This is a genomic window from Blastococcus mobilis (assembly GCF_900188025.1).
In the GTDB taxonomy this organism is placed as follows: domain Bacteria; phylum Actinomycetota; class Actinomycetes; order Mycobacteriales; family Geodermatophilaceae; genus Blastococcus_B; species Blastococcus_B mobilis.
In genome coordinates this window covers 26,846-48,188 of the sequence record NZ_FZNO01000019.1, presented here as the reverse complement: position 1 = coordinate 48,188, position 21,343 = coordinate 26,846, and the positions used below count along the sequence as shown (strand labels likewise).

Below are 21,343 nucleotides of genomic sequence, written 5' to 3'. Positions count from 1 at the left end.
TCAGCGTTCCCAGCGCTGGAGGACCAGGTCGGTCTTGCCGCCCGGGAACGAGTCCTCGGCGACCTGACGGAAGCCTCCGGCGGCGAGGATCTCGTCGTCGTCGGTGGGCTCCGGCACCCCGTCCGTCAGCCGGCGGACCAGCCACACGCGCTCGGCGCCCACCGGCGCGTCGTCCGGGGGCAGCACGACGTCCGGGCGCAGCTCCGGCGCCAGGGTGCGGACGTAGTGATCGAGTCCGGTCGCCGAGCGCTGGTCGGCGGCGACGATCGGCTCGCCCCGGCGCTGGACCTCGGCCAGCGACCGCACCAGGTCGTCGGACCGCTCCCGGGGTTGGCGGTCGAACAGCGGCTGGCTCGCCAGCAGCGAGCAGGCCAGGATCAGGGCGGCGACCGGGGCACGGGCAGCCCGGGGCACGGTCAGCGCACCCGCCGCCGCCAGGACGCCGAGCCCCAGCAGGCCGGCCAGCAGGTACCGGGGCAGGTAGACCGGGCGGACCAGCTCCGCGGTGAGCAGCAGGAGCAGCGGCACCAGTACCCAGGAGGCGGCGACCGCGCGCAGCCCGGCGGCGCGCACGGCACCGAGGATCGCCAGCCCCACGGTCAGGTACAGCAGCGGGTCGACCCCGCCGGCCCACGCGCGCACGGCCAGACCGGGCAGTTGGCCGCCGGTGTCCTTGAGGTGCTCGGCGTTGCGCCCGCCCGTCCCGTTGAGCAGGTTGAGCGCGACGAGGGCGACGGTGGGCAGTGCGGCGGCGGCGCCGGTCAGCAGCACCGGGAGGGCGCGTCTGCCGCGGAGGACGAGGGCGGCGACGACGAACGCGGCCAGGACGGTGACGGCGTACCAGTGCGCCAGGCCCATCCCCGCGCCCGCGACGCCGAAGAGCACCAGCCCCCGCGGCGGGTCCTGCAGCCAGCGCACCAGGCCGAGCGCAGCCCCGCCGGTGGCCAGCACCGCGAGCCCGTAGCTGCGCGCCTCCACCGCCTGCTCGAGCACCAGGGGACTGCAGGCGAGCACGCAGCCGGCCAGGATGCCGGTCGCGTGGCCACCCAGCCGCGCGACCGCGCGGCAGATCAGCGCCAGGCCACCGGCCGTGGCCAGCAGGGACAGGACCCGCAGGGACGTGTCGCCGCCGAGGCCGGGCAGCGACATCCACAGGTGCACCACGAGGTAGTAGGGCGCGTTGTACGACGGCGGCACCCCGGCGAGGTAGCTGGTCGTTCCCTCGCCGCTGACGATCGCCGAGACGATGTCGCCCAGGGGGAGCCGAGCCACCTCGGCGGTGAACAGCTCGTCGAACCACAACCCGTGGCCGGGCCGGAGCAGCACGGTGCCCAGGACCAGCACGACCAGCGGCGGCAGCAGCTCCCAGGGGGACCACCGGACGGCCGGCGCACCCGGCGGCCGGGACGTCGGCGTGCCGGCCCGCAGCGCCGTGGATGTCACGCCAGCAGGTTAGGCGACCCTTCCCACGCCGATCCCGGCGGCGTCGCGAGCCGCACCACCTCGCCCACGACCCAGACCGCCGGCGGGCGGACGGCCTGGTCGGCCATGGTGCTCGGCAGGCCGGAGAGCGTGGTCCGGAGGAGCCGCTGGGCGGCGCTCGCGCCGTCGGTGATGACGGCCACCGGTGTGTCCGGGGCCCGGCCGTGGCGCATCAGCGCCGCGGCGATCGCGGGCGCGGTGTCCACGCCCATCAGCACGACGAGCGTGCCCCGCAGCCGGCCCAGCGCCGCCCAGTCGACCAGCGACGTCGGATCGTCGGGAGGCACGTGCCCGGAGACGACGACGAACTCGTGCGTCATGCCACGGTGCGTCACCGGGATCCCGGCCAGCCCCGGGACGCCGATCGCACTGGTGACGCCCGGGACCACCTCCACCGGCACGCCCGCCGCCGCGCACGCCTCGAGCTCCTCCATGCCGCGACCGAACACGAACGGATCGCCGCCCTTCAGCCGCACGACCCGGCGTCCGGCGAGTGCGTGCTCGACCAGCAGCGCGTTGATCTGTTCCTGGGCCATCGACCGGCCGCGCGGCAGCTTCGACGCGTCGATGACCTGGACGTCGGCCGACAGCGACGCCAGCAGGGCCTGCGGCGCGAGATGGTCGGCCACCACGACGTCGGCCTGTGTGAGCGCCTGCCGTCCGCGGACCGTGATCAGTCCCGGGTCGCCGGGCCCACCGCCCACGAGGACGACGCCGCCGGTCCGCCCGGCCTCCGGCGTCCGGGCCGTGATGCCGCCGTCGCCGAGGCCGGTGACGATCGCGTCCCGCAGTCCGGCCTCGTGCCGCGGGTCCGTCCCGCCGTGCACCGTGACGAGCAGGTCGCCCGAGCGGCCGACCGCGGGCGTCCGTGCGCTGAGGGCCCGTGCCTCGTCGCCCCCGCCGCAGAAGATGCGTGCTGCCTCGGCGTCCGCCGCGACGGCGGCGTCCACGGTCGGGGTGTCCGCCGCGGCCACCGCGTACCAGGCCCCGTCGAGGTCGCCGGGCCGGTAGTCCCGAGAGATCCAGGTCAGCGCCCCGGCCGCGGCGAGCGCTTCGAGAGCCGGGGTGAGCTGCGCGCAGACCACCGTGACGCGCGCCCCGGCCTCCAGCAGGCCCACGGTCCGCCGGTGCGCGGCCGGGCCGCCGCCGACGACGACCACCCTGCGGTCCAGCAGTCGCAGCCCCACCGGATAGAGGTCGTGGACGTCCTGGAACAGCGCCGTCATGCCGACACCGCCACCGTCACCCGGCCGTGCACGGTCTTGCCGACCACCAGCCGGCCGCCGCCCAGCAGGGCGGCCGCCTCGGCCACCGACGGCGTCCCGGCAAGGCGCGCCACCCGGGCCGACGGCGCCGGCACCGCCACCGCGGCCAGCTGGGCAGCGGAGTGACCGGTCAGCGGCCATCCCCGGCGGGCGGCTGCCGCCACTGGTCCGGCCTCGGCCGCCCGTGCGGCCAGGGTCGCCAGCCGGACGTCGTCGGCGTCCGGCGGCAGGACCGCATCGACGGCGGCCAGCAGCTCGTCGGCGGTCACGCCGCGAGCGGCCCCGAAGCCGACGGTCAGCACTCCGCCCCTGCGTGACCTCGCATGCTCGGTCACGTCGGCACCCCCGGGCGGTCGGGGAGGGCGGCGAGCAGGCCGGCCGCGTCGCGGGGGAGCGTGCCCTCGGGGAGCAGGCCGAGCGCGCGCAGCCGCGCGCCCACCGTCAGGGCCCAGGGGCGCTCCAGCCGGGCCCGCGCGAGCAGGGCGTCGTTCCCGAGCATGTCCTCGGGCGGCCCCTGCACCACGGTGCGGTCCACGACGACGGCCACGTCGTCGGCCCACCGCAGCGCGAGATCCACGTCGTGGGTGCTCATCACCACCGTCGAGTCGTGCTCCTGCAACCGCGTCAGGGCGGCCAGCGTGTCGGCCACGGCCGACGGGTCCAGCCCGGCCGTGGGCTCGTCGAGCAGCAGCACGCACGGCCGCATGGCCACGGCACCGGCGATCGCCACCCGCTTGCGCTCGCCGAAGGAGAGCTGGTGGGAAGGCCGCCCGGCGAGGTGCCCGACGGCGAGCAGGTCGAGGGCCTCGACGACCCGGGAGCGCACGGCGTCCTCCGGCAGGCCCAGGTTGAGCGGTCCGAACGACACGTCCTGCGCGACGGACGCGCTGAACAGCTGGTCGTCGGGGTCCTGGAGGACCAGCTGGACGACCTGGCGGTGCTCCCGCAGGCCCCGCCGGGAGTGCGCGAGCGGGACGCCGTCGAGGGTCACGGTCCCGGCCAGCGGCCGCAGCGCCCCCGACAGGCAGCGCAGCAGGGTCGTCTTCCCCGAGCCGTTGGCGCCGAGCACCGCGAGCCGGCGGCCCGCCGGAACGGTCAGGGTCGCGCCGTCCAGCACGGGCCGGGTGCGCTCGTAGCCGATCACCAGACCGGCGCCCGCGAGGGTCCGGTGGCTCACGACAGCGCCACGCTGACGGAGACGATCGCGCCCACCCCGAGCGCGGTCGCGCCCAGGAATACCCAGGAACTCGGCAGCACCTCGGGGAGTACCCGCAGCCCGGTTTCCATCCCGCGCCCGGCAAGCCCCTCCTGCAGTCGCCGGGCGCGGTCCCAGGAACGGGTCAGCACGGCGGCGGCCAGGGCTCCGGAGGAGCGGTAGGTGCGGCGGAGGGAGGAGTACCCCATCCGGGCGGTCTGCGCCTCGCGGATGGTGCGCAGGCTGTCGAGCAGGACGAACACCAGCCGGTAGACGACCGAGGCGACCTCCACGACCGCCGCCGGGACGCCGAGCCGGCGCAGCGCCGGCAGCAGGTCCGATATCGGGGTGGTGGTGGCCAGCAGCAGGACCGCGGTGCTGCCGGCCAGCGCCGAACCGGCGAGCGATCCGGCCCGTTCGGCCGCGTCCGGGGCCCAGCCGATGCCGCCGTCGTCGATGCTGAGGACCGCGGTCACCGTGCCCAGGGCGATGAACGTCATCGGCAGGCGCACCGCGCGTCCGAAGATGCGTGGGGGCACCCGGGCCGGCCCCAGGGCCAGGGCCGTGGCGGTCGCCCCGACGAGCACGTCGCCCGGCCAGGCCGGCAGGACCGATGCGCAGACGACGAGTCCGAGGCAGAGCAGGAGCTTGTCCGTCGGCGAGCGCCACCGCCAGGCGCTGCTCCATGCGGCGTCGTCGATGGCCAGGCCGCTCATTGGCCGTCCGCTCCCGGCTGTGCGGGCGGCGTCTTCCCTGCGGACCGCCGCCCGCGGAACCGGCCCAGTATGTAGCCGAGCACGCCTCCGCCCAGCGCCGCCTGGACGGCGAAGAGGCCCGACTCCACCTCGGCCGACGAGGGGGCGAACACCGACTCGAACCACGCGTCGTAGCCCGGGTGGTCCTCCTCGACGGTCGACGTCGCCAGGCTGTCGCTGCCGGTGAACTCCGAGCCCCCGCCGTCGAGCAGCAGGGGGGCGGCGAACAGCGCCAGGACTCCGATCACGAGGAGCGCGGTGACCAGGGAGCGCCGGGTCACGCCGGCCCCTCGGCGGCGGGCGCGGCTGGACGGAGCACGCCTAGGCGCTCCAGCTCCGGCCGGGCGTTGACGGTGAGCGCGCGGAAGAGCAGGACCCCGAGCAGGCCCTCACCGATCGCCAGCGGGATCTGGGTCACGCCGAAGACGCCGAGGAACTTGACCACCGCGCCGGCCAGTCCTCCCGTGGGGTCGGGAAAGGCCAGCGCCAGCTGCAGGGAGGTCGTGACGTAGGTGGCCAGGTCCGCGACCGCCGTGCCCGCGAACACTCCCGGGAGCAGCCCGCCGCCGAGGGCGCGGGTCAGCCGGTAGGCGCCGTAGCCGACCCACGGCCCGACGACGGCGAACGCGACCGCGTTGGCGCCGAGCGTGGTCAGCCCGCCGTGGGCCAGCAGCAGCGCCTGGAACAGCAGGACGACGGTGCCCAGCAGGGCCATGACCGGTGGCCGGAAGAGGATCGCGCCTGCTCCGGTGCCGGTCGGGTGGCTGGAGCTGCCGGTGATCGACGGGAGCTTGATCGCGCTGAGCACGAAGGTGAAGGCGCCGGCCGCACCGAGCAGCAGCGTGGACTCCGGGTTCTCGCGGACCTCGCGCACGACCGCCCGGGCACCGTGCACGACGAACGGGGCGGCGGCGACGGTCCAGCCGATCGCGTGCGCCGGCGGCAGGAAGCCCTCAGCGATGTGCATGCTGCCGCTCCGATCGCTCGGCGGGACTTTTTGTACCGGAAGTTACGGGGGCGGGGCGGACTTTCGGTACAGAGAGTTCCTGGTCGGCGCAGGCGGCGACGAAGCGCTCGGCCAGCGCGGGGCTGCCGGCCCAGTTCAGGTGCAGGTAGGAGGCGTGCACGCCGCCCTGCACGAACCCCTCTGGGCCGGTCGCCGACCACTGCCACGCGGGGGCGCGGCCGGCGGCGGGGTCGGCGGAGGTGCGGTGGAACTCGTGACCGCGCACCCGCGTCCCCGCGGCGGCCAGCACCGAGTCCGTCGTGGCCACGGCGGCGCGGTAGCCCAGGGTGAGCCCGGGTGACATCGTGGTCGCCACGTCCAGGACGCCGCACATGGGGACGCCGTCCAGCTCGCGGGCCAGGTAGAGCAGGCCGGCGCACTCGGCGGCGACCGGGCCGCCGCGGGCGGCGAGCGCGGCGACGTCGGAGCGCAGCGACGCGTTGGCCGACAGCTCCGCGGCGTAGACCTCGGGGAAGCCGCCGCCGATCACCAGCCCGGCCGTCCCGACCGGCAGCGACTCGTCGCGCAGCGGATCCACGGTGACCACCTCGGCGCCGGCCGCGGTCAGGAGTTCGGCGTTCTCCGCGTACCCGAAGGTGAACGCCGGACCGCCCGCGACGGCGACCCGTGGCCGGCCGGCGACGAGCGCGACCTCGGCACCCGGGTCCCACGCGTCGGCGTCCAGTGGGGGAGCGGTACCGGCCAGGGTGAGGACGGCGTCCAGATCCACGCCGTCGGCGACGACCTCGCCCAGCCGCGCCACGGTGGCGACCGCCTCGGCGGACCGCTCGGCGGCCGGGACCAGGCCGAGGTGCCGGGAGGGGGTGTGCAACCGGTCCAGCCGCCGGATCGCACCCAGCACGGGCACGCCGGCGGCACCGAGTGCCTTGCGCAGGATCGCCTCGTGCCGCTCGCTGCCGACGCGGTTGAGGATCACGCCGCCCAGCCGCACGCGGGGGTCGAAGGTCGCGAAGCCGTGCACGAGAGCCGCCACGCTGCGCGCCTGCGCCGACGCGTCGACCACGAGCACGACGGGCGCGCGCAGCAGGCCCGCGACGTGCGCGGTCGAGGCGAAGCCCGGTGCGACGGAGGGGTGGCTGGCCCCGTCGAAGAGCCCCATGACGCCCTCGACGACGGCGAGGTGGGCTCCCCGGGCTCCGTGCAGGAAGAGTGGCGTGATCCGCTCCTCTCCGACCAGCCAGGGGTCGAGGTTGCGGCCCGGCCGGCCGGCGGCCAGCCCGTGGTAGCCGGGGTCGATGTAGTCGGGCCCGACCTTGTGCGGTGAGACGGTGAGGCCGCGGGCGGTGAACGCCGCGATCAGACCGGTGGCGATCGACGTCTTCCCCGCGTTGCTGCCCGGCGCCGCGAGGACCACCCGCGGAACGGCGACGCTCATCGCCGTCCCCCTCGGGCGGCCGGAGTGGCCACCATGGCCGGACGGGGGGTCACCACTCGATCCCCCGCTGGCCCTTCTGCCCGGCGTCCATGGGGTGCTTGACCTTGGTCATCTCCACGACGAGGTCGGCGGCCTCGATGAGCCGGGGGTGGGCGTCGCGCCCGGTGATGACGACGTGCTGGTTGCCCGGGCGGGCGGCGAGCGTCTCGACCACCTCGTCGACGTCGACCCAGCCCCACGTCATCGGGTAGGTGAACTCGTCGAGCACGTAGAAGCGGTGCGTCTCGGCGGCGAGGTCCCGCCGGATCTGGGCCCAGCCTTCGGCGGCGTCGGCGGCGTGGTCCACCTCGCTGCCCTGCCGGCGCGACCAGCTCCAGCCGCTGCCCATCTTGTGCCAGACGACGGGTCCGCCCTCGCCGGTCTGCTCGTGCAGCCGGCCCAGGGCGGTCAGCGCGTTCTCCTCGCCGACCTTCCACTTGGCGCTCTTGACGAACTGGTAGACCGCGATCGACCAGCCCTGGTTCCACGCGCGCAGGGCCATGCCGAACGCGGCGGTGGACTTGCCCTTCATCTCGCCGGTGTGCACGGCGAGCAGCGGGCGGTTGCGGCGCTGCCGGGTCGTCAGCCCGTCCTCGGGCACGACGGCGACCTGTCCCCGGGGCACTAGTCCTCCTCGCCGGCGCTCGTCGGCCGAGTGCCTCGGCACGCTCGGCTCATGGGTGAGCTCGCACGCTCGCTCACCTAGGCCGCCTTCCGGGCGGACCGCACCGTGGCCGCGAGGGAGTCGGCGGCCAGCTCCTCCAGCCGCAGGGTCTGCGCGCCGAGGTGCGCACCGAGGGCGGCGGCCAGGCCCAGGCGCACCGGGCCGGACTCGCAGTCGACGACGACGCTGGTGGTGCCGGCCGACGCGAGGAGGGCGGCGGCCGCGCGGGCGTCGGCGAGGTGCGTGCCGCCCCGCGGGCCGGTGGCCCGTCCGTCGGTGACGACGACGAGCAGCGGTCGGCGTCGCGGGTCCCGGACCCGCTCCACCCGCAGGACCTCATGGGCCCGGAGCAGCCCGGCCGCCAGCGGAGTCCGCCCCCCCGTCGGCAGGTCGGTCAGGCGGGCCGCGGCGGCCTCCACCGACCAGGTGGGCGGCAGCGCCACCTCGGCCCCCGATCCGCGGAACGTGATCAGGCCGACCTTGTCGCGGCGCTGGTAGGCGTCCAGCAGCAGGGACAGGACGGCGCCCTTCACCGCGCCCATCCGCGCCCGGGACCCCATCGATCCGCTGCCGTCGACGACGAACAGGACGAGGTTGCCCTCGCGGCCCTCCAGCGTGGCCTGGCGCAGGTCCTCCCGGGCGATCCGCAGCGCCGGTCCGGTTCGGCCGCGGTCGACCTGGTGCGGTGCGGCCGCGAGCACGGTGTCGATCAGATGCAGCCGGGTCACCGAACCCGCCGGGCGGGTGGATCCGACCACCCGCCCGCGCTCGGACCTCGCCCGCGAGCGGCGACCGGCCGCGCCGGCACCGATGCCGGGCACCTCCAGGCGCCGGATGCGGAACGGATCGGTGGGCGTGGCGGCCGCACGCTCCGGTGCGGAGGACCCCTCCGGTGCACGCCCCTCGGGGACCTTCTGTACAGGAAGTCCCTCGTCGGTGGGGGAGGAGGCTCCGTCGGGGGCACTCGAGGTAGGCGGGGGAGCGCCGCCGCCGTCGCCGGGCCCCTCGCCCGGACCGCCGTCGCCCGGCCCCCCGTCCGGGCCGTCGTTGCCCGGGCCGTCGTTCTCCGGGCCGTCGTCGTCCGGTCGGGCGTCGGACAGGGCCTGCTCGAGGGTCTCCTCGTCCAGGCCCGGGGCGTCGAAGGGGTTGCGGCGGCGACGGTGCGGCAGGGCCAGCCGGGCGGCGACCCGCACGTCGTCCTCGGTGACGGAGTCCCGGCCTTGCCAGGCGGCGTGCGCCAGCGCGGCCCGGGCGGTGACCAGGTCGGCGCGCAGGCCGTCGACGTCGAAGGCCGCGCACACAGCGGTCACCTGGCGCAGCGCCCCGTCCGAGAGGGCGACGTGCGGCAGCCGCGCGCGGGCCTCGGCGATGCGGGTGGACAGCGACGCCTCCTCGGCGGCCCACTCCGCGGTGAAGCGCGACGGGTCGGCGTCGAAGGCGAAGCGCCGCCGCACCACCTCGGCCCGCACGTCCGGGTCCCGGGGCGCGGCCACCTCGACGGTGAGGCCGAAGCGGTCCAGGAGCTGCGGGCGCAGCTCGCCCTCCTCGGGGTTCATCGTCCCGACGAGCAGGAAGCGGGCCGCGTGCCGGACGGACACGCCCTCCCGTTCGACGTAGGCGGTGCCGAGCGCGGCGGCGTCCAGGAGCAGGTCGACCAGGTGGTCGTGGAGGAGGTTGACCTCGTCCACGTAGAGCACGCCGCGATGAGCGGCGGCCAGCAGACCGGGTTCGAAGGCCTTGACCCCCTCGGTGAGCGCGCGCTCGAGATCCAGCGCACCGACGACGCGATCTTCGGACGCCCCCACCGGCAGCTCGACCAGCCGGGCCGGCCGGGTGTGCCCGCGCGCTGCGGCATCGTGCGGACCGTCGGGGCAGGCCGGATCGGGGGAGGCCGGATCGCAGGCGAAGCGGCAGCCGGGGACGACGTCGACCGGGGGCAGGACGGCGGCCAGCGCCCGGACCGCCGTCGACTTGGCGGTGCCCTTCTCGCCGCGGACGAGCACTCCGCCGACGGCGGGGGAGACGGCGTTGAGCACGAGGGCGAGCCGCATGTCGTCCATGCCGACGACGGCGCCGAAGGGGAAGGTCACGAGTCGCTGACCGAGCAGTCGCGCATGGCGCAGTCCTCTCCCCGGGTGTCCACGCCCGGAGGTGGCAGGGACGACGGCGGGAGTCTCCTGGCTTCCGGATCGACGTCCGTCCCCGGCCTTCCCACACCCGAGGCGGACCTCAGGTGCAGTGGCCGTGCATGGGGACGGGCTCCCCGGTCACAGTGGCGGGACCGCGCCGGGATCTCACCGGGCTTCCTCCACTGCCGTCGCGTGTGGCGGGGCAATGAGACCACAGGGACGGCCGGCAGCGACAGCCCGGGGCGGCGCTCAGCGAGCGGTCGATCCACCGCCCGGGGGGAGCAGCGGCAGCCCGACCGGCGGGCCGGCTTCGATCAACCGCCAGAGAGTGTCGGTGTCGGCGTGGTCGGCGATCAGGTCGCCGAGCCGGTCCAGGCGTTCCTCGCGGATGGCGGCGAAGTCGGTGTCGGGGGCGACGGCGAACCGGCGGCCGCTGATCCGGGCGACCTCGGTGAGGAAGGCGCGCCGGAACCCGTCGTTCTCCAGCGCCCCGTGCCACGTCGTCCCGAAGACGGAGCCGGTCCGGGCGCCGTCCAGGAACGGCTCGGCCCCGTCCTCGACCGTCACCACCCCGTGGTGGATCTCGTACCCGCGCACCGGCTGCCCGAGGGCCTTCCCGACCGGCCGGCCCAGCGTCTTCTCGGGGGCGAACCGGACCTCGGTGGGCAGCAGGCCGAGCCCGGCGACGGTGCCGGCGCGTGACTCCACCTCGTCGGTGATGGTGCGCGCCAGCATCTGGTGGCCACCGCAGATGCCCAGCACCGGCGAACCCGCCGCCGCGTGCCGGACCACCGCGTCGGCCAGGCCGGAGCGGCGCAGCCAGTCCAGGTCCGCGACGGTCGACCGGGTGCCCGGCAGCACGACGAGGTCGGCGTCGGCCAGCTCCTCGGGTCGGGTGGCGTAGCGGACCAGGACCCCCGGCTCGGCGGCGAGAGCGTCGAGGTCGGTGAAGTTGGACAAGCGGGGCAGCCGGGCCACCGAGACGCGCAGGACGTCCTCACCGAGGGGAGGCGTCGCAGACGTTCCGGCAGGGATGTTCAGCGAGTCCTCGACGTCGAGCTCCAGACCGCCCAGCCACGGCAGCACGCCGAGCGTCGGCCGGCCGGTGAGCCGGGCGAGCTCGGCGAGGCCGGGCTCGAGCAGGCGGACGTCGCCGCGGAACTTGTTGACCAGGAAACCGGCGACCAGCCGCTGATCCTCCGGCGGCATGAGGGCGACCGTGCCGTACAGGGCCGGGAAGACCCCGCCCCGGTCGATGTCACCGACGACGAGCACCGGGAGCTGCGCCGCCGTGGCCAGGCCCATGTTCGCGATGTCGTCGGCGCGCAGGTTGATCTCGGTGGGGGAGCCGGCGCCCTCGCAGACGACGACGTCGAAACGCGACCGGAGGTCGGCCAGGCTGGCGAGGACCTGGTCGAGCAGCGAGGCCTTCATCGGCCGGTAGGACAGCGCGGTCACGTCCGCGACCGCCTTCCCCAGGACGACGACCTGGCTGGAGTCGTTCCCCCCGGGCTTGAGCAGGACCGGGTTCATCGCGGCCTCGGGCTCGACCCGGGCGGCGGCGGCCTGCATCACCTGGGCCCGGCCGATCTCCGCGCCGTCGGGGGTGACCATCGAGTTGTTGCTCATGTTCTGCGCCTTGAAGGGCGCCACCGAGACACCCTGCCGGACCAGCCAGCGGCAGATCCCCGCCGTGACGACGGACTTGCCGGCGTCCGACGTCGTCCCCGCCACGAGGAGTGCTCCGGTGCTCACGGCGCACATGGTGCCAACCGCCCGCCGCATGCTCCTAGGATCGGCCGACATGCATGCCGCCGAGGTCGGGACATCGCCCTCGGCGGTGGGAGCCTCCCTCGTCGTCGTCGGGATCGGCGCGGACGGATGGGACGGGCTGGCGCCTGCCGCGCGGGCCGAGGTCGAACGCGCCGAGGTGCTCCTGGGCAGCGCCCGCCAGCTCGCCCTGGTCCCCGCGTCGATCGAGGCGGAGCGGGTGCCCTGGCCGACGCCGCTCAGCCAGGCCCTGCCGGGGCTGATCGAGCAGCAGGCCGGCCGCGCGACGGTCGTGCTCGCCAGCGGTGACCCGATGCTCTCGGGCATCGGCGCCACGCTGACCCGGCTGCTGGGCAGGGACCGGGTGCGCGTCCTCCCGGCGCCGTCGTCGGTGTCGCTGGCCTGCGCCCGGCTCGGCTGGGCCATCGAGGAGACCGAGGTGGTGACCCTCGTCGGCCGGCCGCTCGAGCTGCTGCACCCGCACGTCCATCCCGGACGCCGGCTGCTCGTCCTCGGTTCCGGCGCCGGGACGCCCGCCGACGTGGCCTCGCTGCTCGCCGCCCGCGGGTACGGCCCGAGCGTCGTGACGGTGCTCGGCAATCTGGGCGCGGCGAACGAGACGGCGCACACCGGTACCGCGGCGGGGTGGTCGCACGCCGTCCCCGCACTGGCCGTGACCGCCGTCGAGTGCCGGGCCGACCCCGGCACGGTCCCGCTGCCCACCGTTCCCGGCCTGCCCGACGAGGTCTACGAGTCCGACGGGCAGCTCACGAAGTCCGACGTCCGGGCGGTCACCCTGGCGCGTCTGGCACCGGTACCCGGCCAGCTGCTGTGGGACGTCGGCGCGGGCTCGGGCTCCATCGGCATCGAGTGGATGCGGGCGCACCCCTCGTGCCGCGCCGTGGCGGTGGAGGCGTCGGCGGAACGGGCGGGACGGATCACCCGCAACGCGTCCCGCCTCGGCGTCCCGTACCTGCGGGTGCTGGTCGGCCGGGCCCCGGACGTGCTGGAGCAGCTACCCGGACCCGATGCCGTCTTCATCGGCGGCGGGCTCACCACCCCGGGCCTGCCGGAGGCCTGCTGGGACGCGCTGCCGTCGGGCGGGCGGCTGGTGGCCAACGCGGTCACGGTCGAGAGCGAGGCGGTCCTGGCCAAGTGGTTCGGGCGCGTGGGCGGGGCTCTCGTGCGCATCGGTGTCCAGCACGCCGAGCCGGTCGGCCGGTTCACCGGCTGGAAGCCGGCGATGCCGGTGACGATCTGGTCGGTGGTCAAGCCATGACCGTGCACTTCATCGGCGCGGGACCGGGCGCCGCCGACCTGATCACCGTCCGGGCGGCGCGCCTCATCGCGAGCGCCCCGGTCTGCCTCTACGCGGGCGCTCTGGTGCCACGGGAGCTGCTCGACACCGCCCCGGCCGGTGCCCGGCTGGTCGACACCGCCGCCCTCGACCTCGACGAGATCACCGCCGAGCTGGTCGCCGCCCACGAGGCCGGGCTGGACGTGGCGCGGCTGCACTCCGGCGACCCGTCGGTCTACAGCGCGATGGCCGAGCAGATGCGCCGGCTCGACGCGGCGGGCGTGCCCTACGACGTCGTCCCGGGCGTGCCGTCGTTCGCCGCGGCGGCGGCCTCCCTGAAGCGGGAGCTGACCGTGCCGGGCGTGGGCCAGACGGTGATCCTGACCCGGACGTCGGCCCGCTCCACCCCGATGCCACCGGGGGAGGACCTCGCCGCGCTCGGCGCCTCGCGCGCCACCCTGGTGCTGCACCTGGCGGTGCAGCGGATCGCCGAGCTCGTGCCGGAACTGGTGCCGAGCTACGGCGCGGACTGCCCGGTCGCCGTCGTGGCCCGCGCGAGCCGGGAGGACGAGCTGATCCTCCGCGGCACGCTCGCCGACATCGCCGGGCAGGTCGAGGCCGCCGGGGTGAAGCGGACGGCGGTGGTGATCGTCGGCTCGGTGCTGACCGCCGGACAGTTCCCGGACAGCCACCTGTACTCGACGACGCGGTGCCGCTGAGCGCCGGGTCCTGCGCGGTGCCGCTGAGCGCCGGGTCCTGCGCGGTGCCGCTAGGCCCGGCCCACCACGGTCCCGGCGCGGTCGATGACCACCACGTCGACCTCGACCGGAGCGCCGCGCAGCACCCCGAGCGCGGTCTCCCGGGCACCGGCCGCGACCAGGTCGCCCAGCGGCAGGCCCGCGACCTGGCACTGCTGCAGCGCGTCGAGCGCGGTGTTGGCCGTTCGCACTCCCTCGACCAGTTCCGCCGGTCCGCCGGCGTCGCGCACCAGGGCCGCGAGGGCGTCGGGGGAGACCTGCGAGCGGGCGGAGTGCAGGTCGAGGTGGCCCTCGGCCAGCTTCGCCAGCTTCCCGATGCCCCCCGCGACGGTCAGCCGCGGCACCGGGTGGCGGCGGAGGTACTTGAGGACGGCGCCGGCGAAGTCGCCCATGTCCAGCAGCGCGTCCTCGGGCAACCCGTACAGCTCCCGCACCACCCGCTCACTCGTCGAACCCGTGCATCCGGCCACGTGCTGATGACCCGCCGCCCGCGCGACGTCGATGCCGCGCCGGATCGAGTCGATCCAGGACGAACAGGAGTAGGGGACGACGACGCCGGTCGTCCCGAGGATCGACAGGCCGCCGACGATGCCCAGCCGTGGGTTCCAGGTCCTGCGGGCGAGCTCCTCCCCGTTCTCCACCGCGATCTCGACGACGACGTCCCCGGTGCCTCCGCACGTCGCGGCGACGGCGGCGACGTGCTCGCGGATGAACTGCCGGGGCATGGGGTTGATCGCGGGCTCGCCGACCGGCAGGGGGAGGCCGGGCTTGGTCACGGTGCCGACCCCTCGGCCGGCCCGGAAGGTGACGCCGGTGCCGGGTCCGCCGTGCGTCACCCGCGCGGAGACGAGCGCACCGTGGGTGACGTCGGGGTCGTCGCCGGCGTCCTTGACGATTGCGGCCGTGGCGGCGCGGTTCTCGAGCCGTTCGGTCGCCAGCGCGAACGAGGGGTGCTTGTCATGGGGCAGGTCGATCCGCACCGGGTCGGGGAACTCCCCGGTGAGCAGCGCGGTGTAGGCGGCGGTGGTGGCGGCGGTCGCGCACGCGCCCGTCGTCCAGCCGTAGCGCAGCCCGGTGCTGCGCTCCCTGCCCGCCGCGGTCACGGGATCAGCATGCACGGGGGGTGCACGTGACCCGGCGAGTGCTCGTCCTCGGCGGCACCGGTGAGGCGCGGCGGCTGGCCGCGGCCCTGGTCGCCGACGGCGTCGACGTCGTCAGCTCCCTGGCCGGCCGCGTGGCGGACCCGGTGCTGCCACCGGGTGAGGTGCGGGTCGGCGGTTTCGGCGGCGCCGCCGGGCTGGCCGCCTGGCTGGAGGCCGACCCGGTGGCGGCCGTCGTCGATGCGACCCATCCCTTCGCCGCCACCATGACCGCCTCCGCGGTCGAGGCCTGCGCCACGGTCGGCCGCCCGCTGCTGCGGTTGCAGCGCCCCGGCTGGACCGAGCAGTCCGGCGACGACTGGCGATGGGTGGACTCCCTGCCGGAGGCGGCCGAGGCCGTGGCCGGTTTCGGCTCGGTGTTCCTCACGACCGGCCGGCAGGGGCTCGCGGCCTTCGCCGGGCTGACCGGCCGGTGCGTGGTCCGGTCGGTGGATCCGCCGGCTCCGCCGCTGCCCGCACGCACGACGGTGGTCCTGGCGCGTGGCCCGTTCACCGTCGAGGAGGAGCTGGCGCTGATGCGGCAGCACGCGGTGGAGGTGCTGGTCACCAAGGACAGCGGCGCTTCGATGACCGCCGCCAAGCTGACCGCGGCGCGCGAACTCGGTCTCCCGGTCGTGCTGGTGCGCCGTCCGCGCCTGCCCTCCGGGCTGGCCGCGGTCGCGACCGTCGAGGAGGTCCTGGCCTGGCTGGGCGCTCAGCCGGGGTAGGTGCGCGGCGTGTACACGGCACCGGACGGGCCGACCCGGGTCTGTGACGAACCGATGAGCACCAGGCAGCGCATGTCGACGGTGTCCGGGTCCATGTCGCCCAGCCTGGTCACCGTCACGTGCTCCTCCGGGCCGCCGACGTCCCGGCCGACCACGACGACGGTGTCGGGGGAGCGGGTCTCCAGCAGCACCCTCTGCGCCTCGCCCAGCTGGTGCGGCCGGTGGTTGGAACGCGGGTTGTAGAGGGCGATCACCAGGTCCGCGGCGGCGGCGTGCCGCAGACGGTCGAGGACGACGTCCCACGGCTTGCGGACGTCGGACAGCGACAGCACGCAGAAGTCGTGGCCGAGCGGGGCACCGACCTTGGCGGCGACGGCCTGGGCGGCCGTCAGACCGGGCACGATCCGCACGGGGACGTCGGCGAACCTGGGCCGGCCGGCGACCTCGAGCACCGCGGCGGCCATCGCGAAGACGCCCGGGTCGCCGCTGGAGACCACCGCGACCCGTCGTCCGGACCGCGCCAGCTCCAGCGCATGGGCAGCGCGCTCCGCCTCGACGCGGTTGTCGCTGGGGTATCGCTCCTGGCGGGGGTTGGCCGGGACGCGGTCGAGGTAGGGGCCGTAGCCGATGAGGACGTCGGCGGCGGCCAGGGCGTCGGCCGCCTCCGGCGTCGTCCAGCTGCGCGAGCCCGGGCCGAGCCCGACGACGACGACCTCCCCGCCGTGCCCGTCCCCGGCTGCCGGACGGGAGGGGAGCGGCATGCCTGCGGTCAGCGGGCTGGGCAGCAGGGCGAGGGAGAAGTAGGGGACGCTCTCGGGGTCCACGTCGGCCAGCGGCATCGTGCGCTGCCGGTCGGTGGTGGCCCGCTCGACGTAGAGGGCGCGGTCGAGAAGCCCCGCGCGGTCGAAGGCCTGGCGGACCTCGGGGAACGTCCGCCCGAGCTTCATGACCGCGGCGGAGTCGGTGGCGGCCAGCCGCTCGGCCAGCGCGTCGGCGCCGAGGGTGCCGGGGAGGACGGTGAGCACCTCGTCCCGCTCGACCAGCGGCCGGCCGACCGCCGCTGCGGCGCCGCTGACGCTGGTCACCCCGGGGACGACCTCGGTCGGGTACCGGTGCGCGAGGCGCTTGTGCATGTGCATGTACGAGCCGTAGAAGAACGGGTCGCCCTCGGCCAGGACGACGACGTCGCGCCCCGCGTCGAGATGGGCAGCCAGCCGGGCGGCCGCGGCCTCGTAGAACTCGTCGATCGCGCCCTGGTAGCCGCCGGGATGGTCGGTGGTCCCGGTGGTGACCGGGTAGACCAGCAGCTCCTCGATCTGGCCCTCGCGCAGGTAGGGCGCGGCCACGGCCCGCGCGACGGACCTGCCGTGCTGCGCGGCGTGGAACGCGACGACGTCGGCGGCGCCGATCAGTCGCGCGGCCTTCACGGTGACGAGCTCGGGGTCGCCGGGGCCCAGCCCGACGCCGAACAGACGGCCGCTCACGCTCCGCACCCCGCTCCCGCGAAGCGATCCGCTCCTCGCTCCCGTGCCCAGGCCGCCTCCGCGGTCGGTCCGCTCCTCGCTCGTTCCTCGCTGCGATGCTCCCTCCCTGTCGCCGGCCGCCTCGCTGCGATGCTCACGCCCCTCTTCGCTCATTCCTCGGTGCTCGCGATCGCGTTGACCGCCGCGGCAGTGATGGCGCTGCCGCCCCGGCGGCCGCGGACGACGAGGAACTCGAGGTCGGAGGCGGCCAGCGCGTCCTTGGACTCGGCGGCCCCGATGAAGCCGACCGGGATGCCGAGGACGGCGGCCGGGCGGGGTGCGCCGGCGGCGACCATCTCCAGCAGGTGGAACAGCGCGGTGGGGGCGTTGCCGATGGCGACGACGGCGCCCTCGAGCCGGTCGCGCCAGAGCTCCAGCGCCGCGGCGGTGCGGGTGGTGCCCAACTCGGCGGCCAGCCCGGGCGTCCGCGGGTCGTCCAGCGTGCAGACGACGTCGTTGTCCTTGGGCAGCCGGCGGCGGGTGATGCCCGACGCCACCATCTGCGCGTCACAGAGCACCGGCGCGCCGCCGTTCAGCGCCTCGCGGGCGCGTTCCACGACGGCGGGGGAGAAGGCCACGTCGTCGACGAGGTCGACCTGACCGCAGGCGTGGATCATGCGTACGGCCACCTGCGCGACGTCGGCGGGCAGCCCGGCGAGATCGGCCTCGGCGCGGATCGTCGCGAACGACTGCCGGTAGATCTCGGCGCCGTCCTTCTCGTACTCGTACATGGGATGCGCGGATCTCCGTCGGCTCGGGAAAGTGGCGCCTGTCGAGCGCTCGCTGCCGGGGCGAGGCTACGTCGCACCGTGACCCTGTCGTCCCGCGGAGGACAGGCGGCACGGATCAGCGCGCCGCCAGCAGGGGTTCGGCGAGCAGGATCTCGGTGCCGTCGGGTCGGTAGGTGCGCCATCGGCCGTCGGGTGGTCGCTCGACCCGGAACCCGTGGTGGACCTTGGTGTGGTGCCGCTCGCACAGCAGCGCGGAGTTCTCCAGCGAGGTCTCGCCGCCGTCGATCCAGTGCAGCAGATGGTGGACGTCGCACCAGTGGGTGGGCGCTCCGCAGCCGGCGAACACGCAGTGCCGGTCGCGCTGCTCGACCACCCGCCGCAGGTGCGGGGGCACCACCCGCTTGGTCCGCCCGACATCGAGGGGCTGGCCGTCGGGGTCGAGCACCAGGCGGGTGATCGTGCCGTCGCAGGCCGCCCACCGCGCGCGGGCGGCGGAGAGGGTGGCACCGAAGCCGGTGGTGGCCGCGCCGGGGCCGGTGGTCGGGTCGGCGAGGTCCTCGAGCGGAATGGTCACGATCAGCTGCGGCTTGACCGTGCGCAGCACCGGCAGGTCGCCCGAGGCGAGGGCGTTGTCCGCGAGCTGCACCAGCCCGTCACCGAGCTGCTGGGCACGGGTGCGCATGTCACCGGCCGGCCGGTCGGCCTGCACGACCGACTCCAGCGCCGCCTGCAGCTTCTCCCCGCCCACGGCATCCAGCTCACCGCGGATCGCCACCCGGCCGTCGAACAGACGCGACAGGGTCAGCGAGCGGCCCTCCGTCGGCTCCGGCTCGGTGCCGTCGGGATCGAGCCGGGCCAGGTAGTGGTGCACCACCCGGCCCAGGTGCACGTGCTGGCGGGTCATGGCCGTCTCGGCCAGGACGCCGTCCACCTCGTCGAGCTCCACGCCCTGGTCGACGGCGGCATCCACGTTCTCGGGCCGGGTGACCGGGGCGACGACGGAGACCTGCTCGGCGGTGATCGCGCCCCCGGCCCATCCGGCCGCCACCGCCGGCAGGTGCTCGATGACGCGGCCACTGCGCACGACGGCAGCGGCGGCGCCCGGCGAGAGCCGAGCGTGACCACGCAGCCACGACCGCATCGTCTTCAGCCCGTCGTGCTCCGGCGCCTGGGTGAGGTCGGCGACCCGGACGGTGCGGGCGAGCTCGGCGTCGATCCGGTTGCGGGCACGCACGAGCTCCGCCGTCCGGTCGAGCAACTGGGGCGCGGCCATGGCGTGGAGGTCGTCGGCCGCGAGGGCGTCGAGGGCCGACTGCAGTTCCCCCACGACACCCCCTCCGCACCCGAACAGGTGTTCGAAGACTACCGCGATCGCGCCCCGCCCGCGAGGCGAATCCGCAGCTCAGATGCCTGTCCACGGATTCCGTGAACGTCTTGACAGGTGTGTGTGCGCGGCCTCGGCGGGTCAGCCGATCCGGTAGCCGGTGCTGGTTGCCACGACGTCCACGACGTTCCCGGAGGGCCGGCCGCAGCGCCGCTCGCAGCCGACCCAGTGCTGGCGGGCGCCGCCCATCGGGAGGGTTCCGGTGGCCACCGCCCGGACGACGTCACCGCGGACGTCGGCCAGCGATTTCGCGCAGCCCGGCCGCCCGGCGCACGCGCTGACCGACAGCCACGGGCTGCGGGGATCGAGCACCAGCCCGGCCGCCGCGAGGGCACCGGCCGCGCCGGCGCCCTCCAGGTCCGGCACCACGACGCTGCGCCACGGCGTCAGCTGCAGCCCGCCCACCGCGGTGCTCGCGAGCAGCCCCGCCTGGTCGGCGGTCAGCCGACCCAGCGGGACGACGGCGACCAGGGCGGTCCGGCCGTCGTCCTGGAGGACCGCGCCGGCCGGGCCGGTCAGCGGCGGGGAGGGGACCGGGAGCGGGTCGGTGCGAGGTCCGCCGAGTGCGGCGGCGATCCGGGCGGGCCCCTCTGCCAGCTCGGTCACCCGCCAGGGCGTCCCACCTTGTGCCGCCCGCTCGTCGAGGAAGCCACGGGTGGCGGCCAGGGCGAGCCCGACCGCCTCGTCCGGCCGGCACCGCAGGCCCGTGTCCGTTGCAGCGAGGAGGAGGGCCACCGTCGCGCGGTCGAGGGCCAGCAGACCGACGTCGGCGCCGAGGCCGGCGACGTCCCCGCGGCCGTCGTCGAACGCGGTCAGGAACCGGCCGGGCAGGTCGGCGAGCGCGGGATCGGCGCACATCCGGGCGTCGAACTCGGTGACCCAGGAGCGCACATCGAGGACACCGCCGGTCCGGCCGCTGAGGACGCTGGCCAGCACGTTGCGGGCCGTCTCGTGCGTGGCGCTGGGCAGTAGCCCGGCCTCCGCCAGCCGGTCGCCCAGCTCGCGCTCCCCGCCGGACCGCAACCCCCGGAGCTGTACGTTCCCGCGGCTGGTGAGCTCCAGAGCGCCGTCGCCCAGCTCACCCGCGGCCGTGCTCAGCGCACGCAGCTGCTCAGCGGTCAGGGCCCCGCCGGGGAGCCGGACCCGTGCCAGGGCGCCATCGGCAGCGGCGTGCGTCTGCAGCGCGCCGGGACAGGCGTCAGGACGCTCGCGGATCGGGGGCACGGTCATCGCGCCCGCGAGGCTACTGCGCCACCGCCGATCGGCGACCGCAGCGAACACGGGTCCGCCGTCGCGGCCGTCCGAGGACGGCGTGGTCTAGTGGGTCGACCGCACCCGTCGTCATCGCCGTCCCGTCCCGACCAGGAGATCCATGATGCGCCGCACCACCCCGCGCCTGCTCGCCGTGACCGCGGCCGTGCTGCTGGTCACCGCCTGTGCGGACGACAGCACCGGTGGGGGTGGGGAGGACTCGTCGTCCCAGGCGTGCGAGAGCCGGCCGGCCGCGGCCGACGCGCTGGACGGGGTCTCCGCCGACCTCTCGGAGAAGCCGGAGGTGCCGGCGACGGACGTCGCGCCTCCCTGCGACCTGCAGATCAGCGACGTCGTGGTGGGGAACGGCCCCGAGGCAGTCGCGGGCACGACCGTTGCCGTGAAGTACGTGGGCGCCTTCTACGGGACGGGAGAGGAGTTCGACTCCTCCTGGAGCCGGGGAGAGGACGAGACCCTCCCGGTGACCGTGGGTGCCGGACAGGTCATCCCGGGCTTCGAGCAGGCGATCGCCGGCATGCAGGTCGGTGGCCGGCGGATGGTCACCATCCCCAGCGACCTCGGCTACGGCCCGGCCGGCCAGGGCCCGATCCCCGGCGACGCCACGTTGGTCTTCGTGCTCGACCTGGTGGAGGTCGTCTGACGCGGGCGGAAGACGGCTGCCGGGTTGACGGGCGGCTCGGCGGCGCCCGGTACGGTCGGCCCACCACGACAGCGCAGCGAGGAAGCCGGTGCGAATCCGGCGCGGTCCCGCCACTGTGAGCCTTCGGGTGAGCCAGACACTCCGGCGGTCGTGCCTGACCCACGACGCGG

General features: G+C 75.6%; 20 protein-coding genes and 2 riboswitches. Of the genes, 4 read left to right on the top strand and 16 right to left on the bottom strand.

Annotated elements, in window-relative coordinates:
- The 11 genes from CHB94_RS16515 to CHB94_RS16465 form a co-directional block, all read right to left on the bottom strand.
- Positions 1 to 1,443, bottom strand: coding sequence for a glycosyltransferase family 39 protein (locus CHB94_RS16515; protein WP_254920709.1), 1,443 nt, complete (start codon positions 1,441 to 1,443; stop codon positions 1 to 3).
- The gene (gene cobA / locus CHB94_RS16510; RefSeq protein WP_089337658.1) at positions 1,440 to 2,708 is read right to left on the bottom strand and encodes a uroporphyrinogen-III C-methyltransferase; all 1,269 of its coding nucleotides are present in this window, start codon (positions 2,706 to 2,708) and stop codon (positions 1,440 to 1,442) included. Before cobA ends, CHB94_RS16515 begins: the two co-directional genes overlap by 4 nt.
- A complete protein-coding gene (locus tag CHB94_RS16505; RefSeq protein ID WP_254920708.1) occupies positions 2,705 to 3,082 on the bottom strand; it encodes a cobalamin biosynthesis protein in 378 nt (125 codons plus the stop codon). The genes cobA and CHB94_RS16505 overlap by 4 nt, the downstream gene beginning before the upstream one ends.
- Positions 3,079 to 3,924 carry an energy-coupling factor ABC transporter ATP-binding protein gene (locus CHB94_RS16500; RefSeq protein WP_089337656.1) on the bottom strand — a complete coding sequence of 282 codons (846 nt, stop codon included), beginning with the start codon at positions 3,922 to 3,924 and terminating at the stop codon, positions 3,079 to 3,081. Before CHB94_RS16500 ends, CHB94_RS16505 begins: the two co-directional genes overlap by 4 nt.
- Positions 3,921 to 4,658: a cobalt ECF transporter T component CbiQ gene (gene cbiQ, locus CHB94_RS16495; protein WP_089337655.1), complete on the bottom strand. Its 738-nt coding sequence runs from the start codon at positions 4,656 to 4,658 to the stop codon at positions 3,921 to 3,923. Before cbiQ ends, CHB94_RS16500 begins: the two co-directional genes overlap by 4 nt.
- Entirely contained in the window at positions 4,655 to 4,978 is a 324-nt protein-coding gene (locus CHB94_RS16490; RefSeq protein WP_089337654.1) for an energy-coupling factor ABC transporter substrate-binding protein, read from the bottom strand. The genes cbiQ and CHB94_RS16490 overlap by 4 nt, the downstream gene beginning before the upstream one ends.
- On the bottom strand, positions 4,975 to 5,664 hold the full coding sequence (locus CHB94_RS16485; protein WP_089337653.1) for an energy-coupling factor ABC transporter permease: 690 nt from the start codon (positions 5,662 to 5,664) through the stop codon (positions 4,975 to 4,977). The genes CHB94_RS16490 and CHB94_RS16485 overlap by 4 nt, the downstream gene beginning before the upstream one ends.
- Complete coding sequence (locus CHB94_RS16480; RefSeq protein WP_089337652.1) at positions 5,651 to 7,099, bottom strand: cobyrinic acid a,c-diamide synthase CobB; 1,449 nt, start codon at positions 7,097 to 7,099, stop codon at positions 5,651 to 5,653. The genes CHB94_RS16485 and CHB94_RS16480 overlap by 14 nt, the downstream gene beginning before the upstream one ends.
- 49 nt (positions 7,100 to 7,148) lie before the next feature.
- Positions 7,149 to 7,763 carry a cob(I)yrinic acid a,c-diamide adenosyltransferase gene (gene cobO, locus CHB94_RS16475; RefSeq protein ID WP_089337651.1) on the bottom strand — a complete coding sequence of 205 codons (615 nt, stop codon included), beginning with the start codon at positions 7,761 to 7,763 and terminating at the stop codon, positions 7,149 to 7,151.
- Positions 7,764 to 7,840: 77 nt separating this feature from the next.
- The gene (locus CHB94_RS16470) at positions 7,841 to 9,892 is read right to left on the bottom strand and encodes a putative cobaltochelatase (RefSeq protein WP_089337650.1); all 2,052 of its coding nucleotides are present in this window, start codon (positions 9,890 to 9,892) and stop codon (positions 7,841 to 7,843) included.
- Between the two features lie 80 nt (positions 9,893 to 9,972).
- A riboswitch (cobalamin riboswitch) is annotated at positions 9,973 to 10,111 on the bottom strand.
- A gap of 69 nt (positions 10,112 to 10,180) precedes the next feature.
- Positions 10,181 to 11,686, bottom strand: a complete 1,506-nt coding sequence (locus CHB94_RS16465; protein ID WP_254920707.1) for a cobyric acid synthase — start codon at positions 11,684 to 11,686, stop codon at positions 10,181 to 10,183.
- A gap of 49 nt (positions 11,687 to 11,735) precedes the next feature.
- Here CHB94_RS16465 and cbiE point away from each other — a divergent pair, with 49 nt between their 5' ends.
- On the top strand, positions 11,736 to 12,980 hold the full coding sequence (gene cbiE / locus CHB94_RS16460; protein WP_089337709.1) for a precorrin-6y C5,15-methyltransferase (decarboxylating) subunit CbiE: 1,245 nt from the start codon (positions 11,736 to 11,738) through the stop codon (positions 12,978 to 12,980).
- Positions 12,977 to 13,717, top strand: coding sequence for a precorrin-4 C(11)-methyltransferase (cobM, locus tag CHB94_RS16455; protein WP_089337648.1), 741 nt, complete (start codon positions 12,977 to 12,979; stop codon positions 13,715 to 13,717). Before cbiE ends, cobM begins: the two co-directional genes overlap by 4 nt.
- Before the next feature lie 50 nt (positions 13,718 to 13,767).
- On the opposite strand, the gene CHB94_RS16450 is transcribed toward cobM, so the two are convergent.
- Complete coding sequence (locus tag CHB94_RS16450; protein ID WP_089337647.1) at positions 13,768 to 14,859, bottom strand: cobalt-precorrin-5B (C(1))-methyltransferase; 1,092 nt, start codon at positions 14,857 to 14,859, stop codon at positions 13,768 to 13,770.
- Positions 14,860 to 14,885: 26 nt separating this feature from the next.
- Between CHB94_RS16450 and CHB94_RS16445 the strand changes: the two genes are divergently transcribed.
- On the top strand, positions 14,886 to 15,623 hold the full coding sequence (locus tag CHB94_RS16445) for a cobalt-precorrin-6A reductase (protein WP_089337707.1): 738 nt from the start codon (positions 14,886 to 14,888) through the stop codon (positions 15,621 to 15,623).
- Here the strand turns inward: CHB94_RS16445 and CHB94_RS16440 are convergent.
- The 4 genes from CHB94_RS16440 to CHB94_RS16425 all read right to left on the bottom strand — a co-directional run bounded on the left by CHB94_RS16440 (position 15,611) and on the right by CHB94_RS16425 (position 20,491).
- Entirely contained in the window at positions 15,611 to 17,107 is a 1,497-nt protein-coding gene (locus CHB94_RS16440; RefSeq protein WP_089337708.1) for a precorrin-2 C(20)-methyltransferase, read from the bottom strand. The genes CHB94_RS16445 and CHB94_RS16440 overlap by 13 nt on opposite strands.
- A 149-nt stretch (positions 17,108 to 17,256) precedes the next feature.
- Positions 17,257 to 17,877, bottom strand: coding sequence for a precorrin-8X methylmutase (locus CHB94_RS16435; protein ID WP_089337646.1), 621 nt, complete (start codon positions 17,875 to 17,877; stop codon positions 17,257 to 17,259).
- Between the two features lie 115 nt (positions 17,878 to 17,992).
- Complete coding sequence (locus CHB94_RS16430) at positions 17,993 to 19,204, bottom strand: HNH endonuclease signature motif containing protein (RefSeq protein WP_089337645.1); 1,212 nt, start codon at positions 19,202 to 19,204, stop codon at positions 17,993 to 17,995.
- A gap of 138 nt (positions 19,205 to 19,342) precedes the next feature.
- Positions 19,343 to 20,491 carry a ferredoxin-like domain-containing protein gene (locus CHB94_RS16425; protein WP_089337706.1) on the bottom strand — a complete coding sequence of 383 codons (1,149 nt, stop codon included), beginning with the start codon at positions 20,489 to 20,491 and terminating at the stop codon, positions 19,343 to 19,345.
- A gap of 142 nt (positions 20,492 to 20,633) precedes the next feature.
- Here CHB94_RS16425 and CHB94_RS16420 point away from each other — a divergent pair, with 142 nt between their 5' ends.
- Positions 20,634 to 21,173: an FKBP-type peptidyl-prolyl cis-trans isomerase gene (locus CHB94_RS16420; RefSeq protein WP_089337644.1), complete on the top strand. Its 540-nt coding sequence runs from the start codon at positions 20,634 to 20,636 to the stop codon at positions 21,171 to 21,173.
- 78 nt (positions 21,174 to 21,251) lie between these two features.
- A riboswitch (cobalamin riboswitch) is annotated at positions 21,252 to 21,315 on the top strand.
- The last annotated feature ends 28 nt before the right edge of the window (positions 21,316 to 21,343 follow it).

Coding starts and splice junctions, on each gene's coding strand:
- cobA (WP_089337658.1), bottom strand. CDS start 2,708: ATGACGGCGCTGTTCCAGGACGTCCACGACCTCTATCCGGTGGGGCTG.
- cbiQ (WP_089337655.1), bottom strand. CDS start 4,658: ATGAGCGGCCTGGCCATCGACGACGCCGCATGGAGCAGCGCCTGGCGG.
- CHB94_RS16485 (WP_089337653.1), bottom strand. CDS start 5,664: ATGCACATCGCTGAGGGCTTCCTGCCGCCGGCGCACGCGATCGGCTGG.
- CHB94_RS16480 (WP_089337652.1), bottom strand. CDS start 7,099: ATGAGCGTCGCCGTTCCGCGGGTGGTCCTCGCGGCGCCGGGCAGCAAC.
- cbiE (WP_089337709.1), top strand. CDS start 11,736: ATGCATGCCGCCGAGGTCGGGACATCGCCCTCGGCGGTGGGAGCCTCC.
- cobM (WP_089337648.1), top strand. CDS start 12,977: ATGACCGTGCACTTCATCGGCGCGGGACCGGGCGCCGCCGACCTGATC.
- CHB94_RS16435 (WP_089337646.1), bottom strand. CDS start 17,877: ATGTACGAGTACGAGAAGGACGGCGCCGAGATCTACCGGCAGTCGTTC.
- CHB94_RS16425 (WP_089337706.1), bottom strand. CDS start 20,491: ATGACCGTGCCCCCGATCCGCGAGCGTCCTGACGCCTGTCCCGGCGCG.
- CHB94_RS16420 (WP_089337644.1), top strand. CDS start 20,634: ATGATGCGCCGCACCACCCCGCGCCTGCTCGCCGTGACCGCGGCCGTG.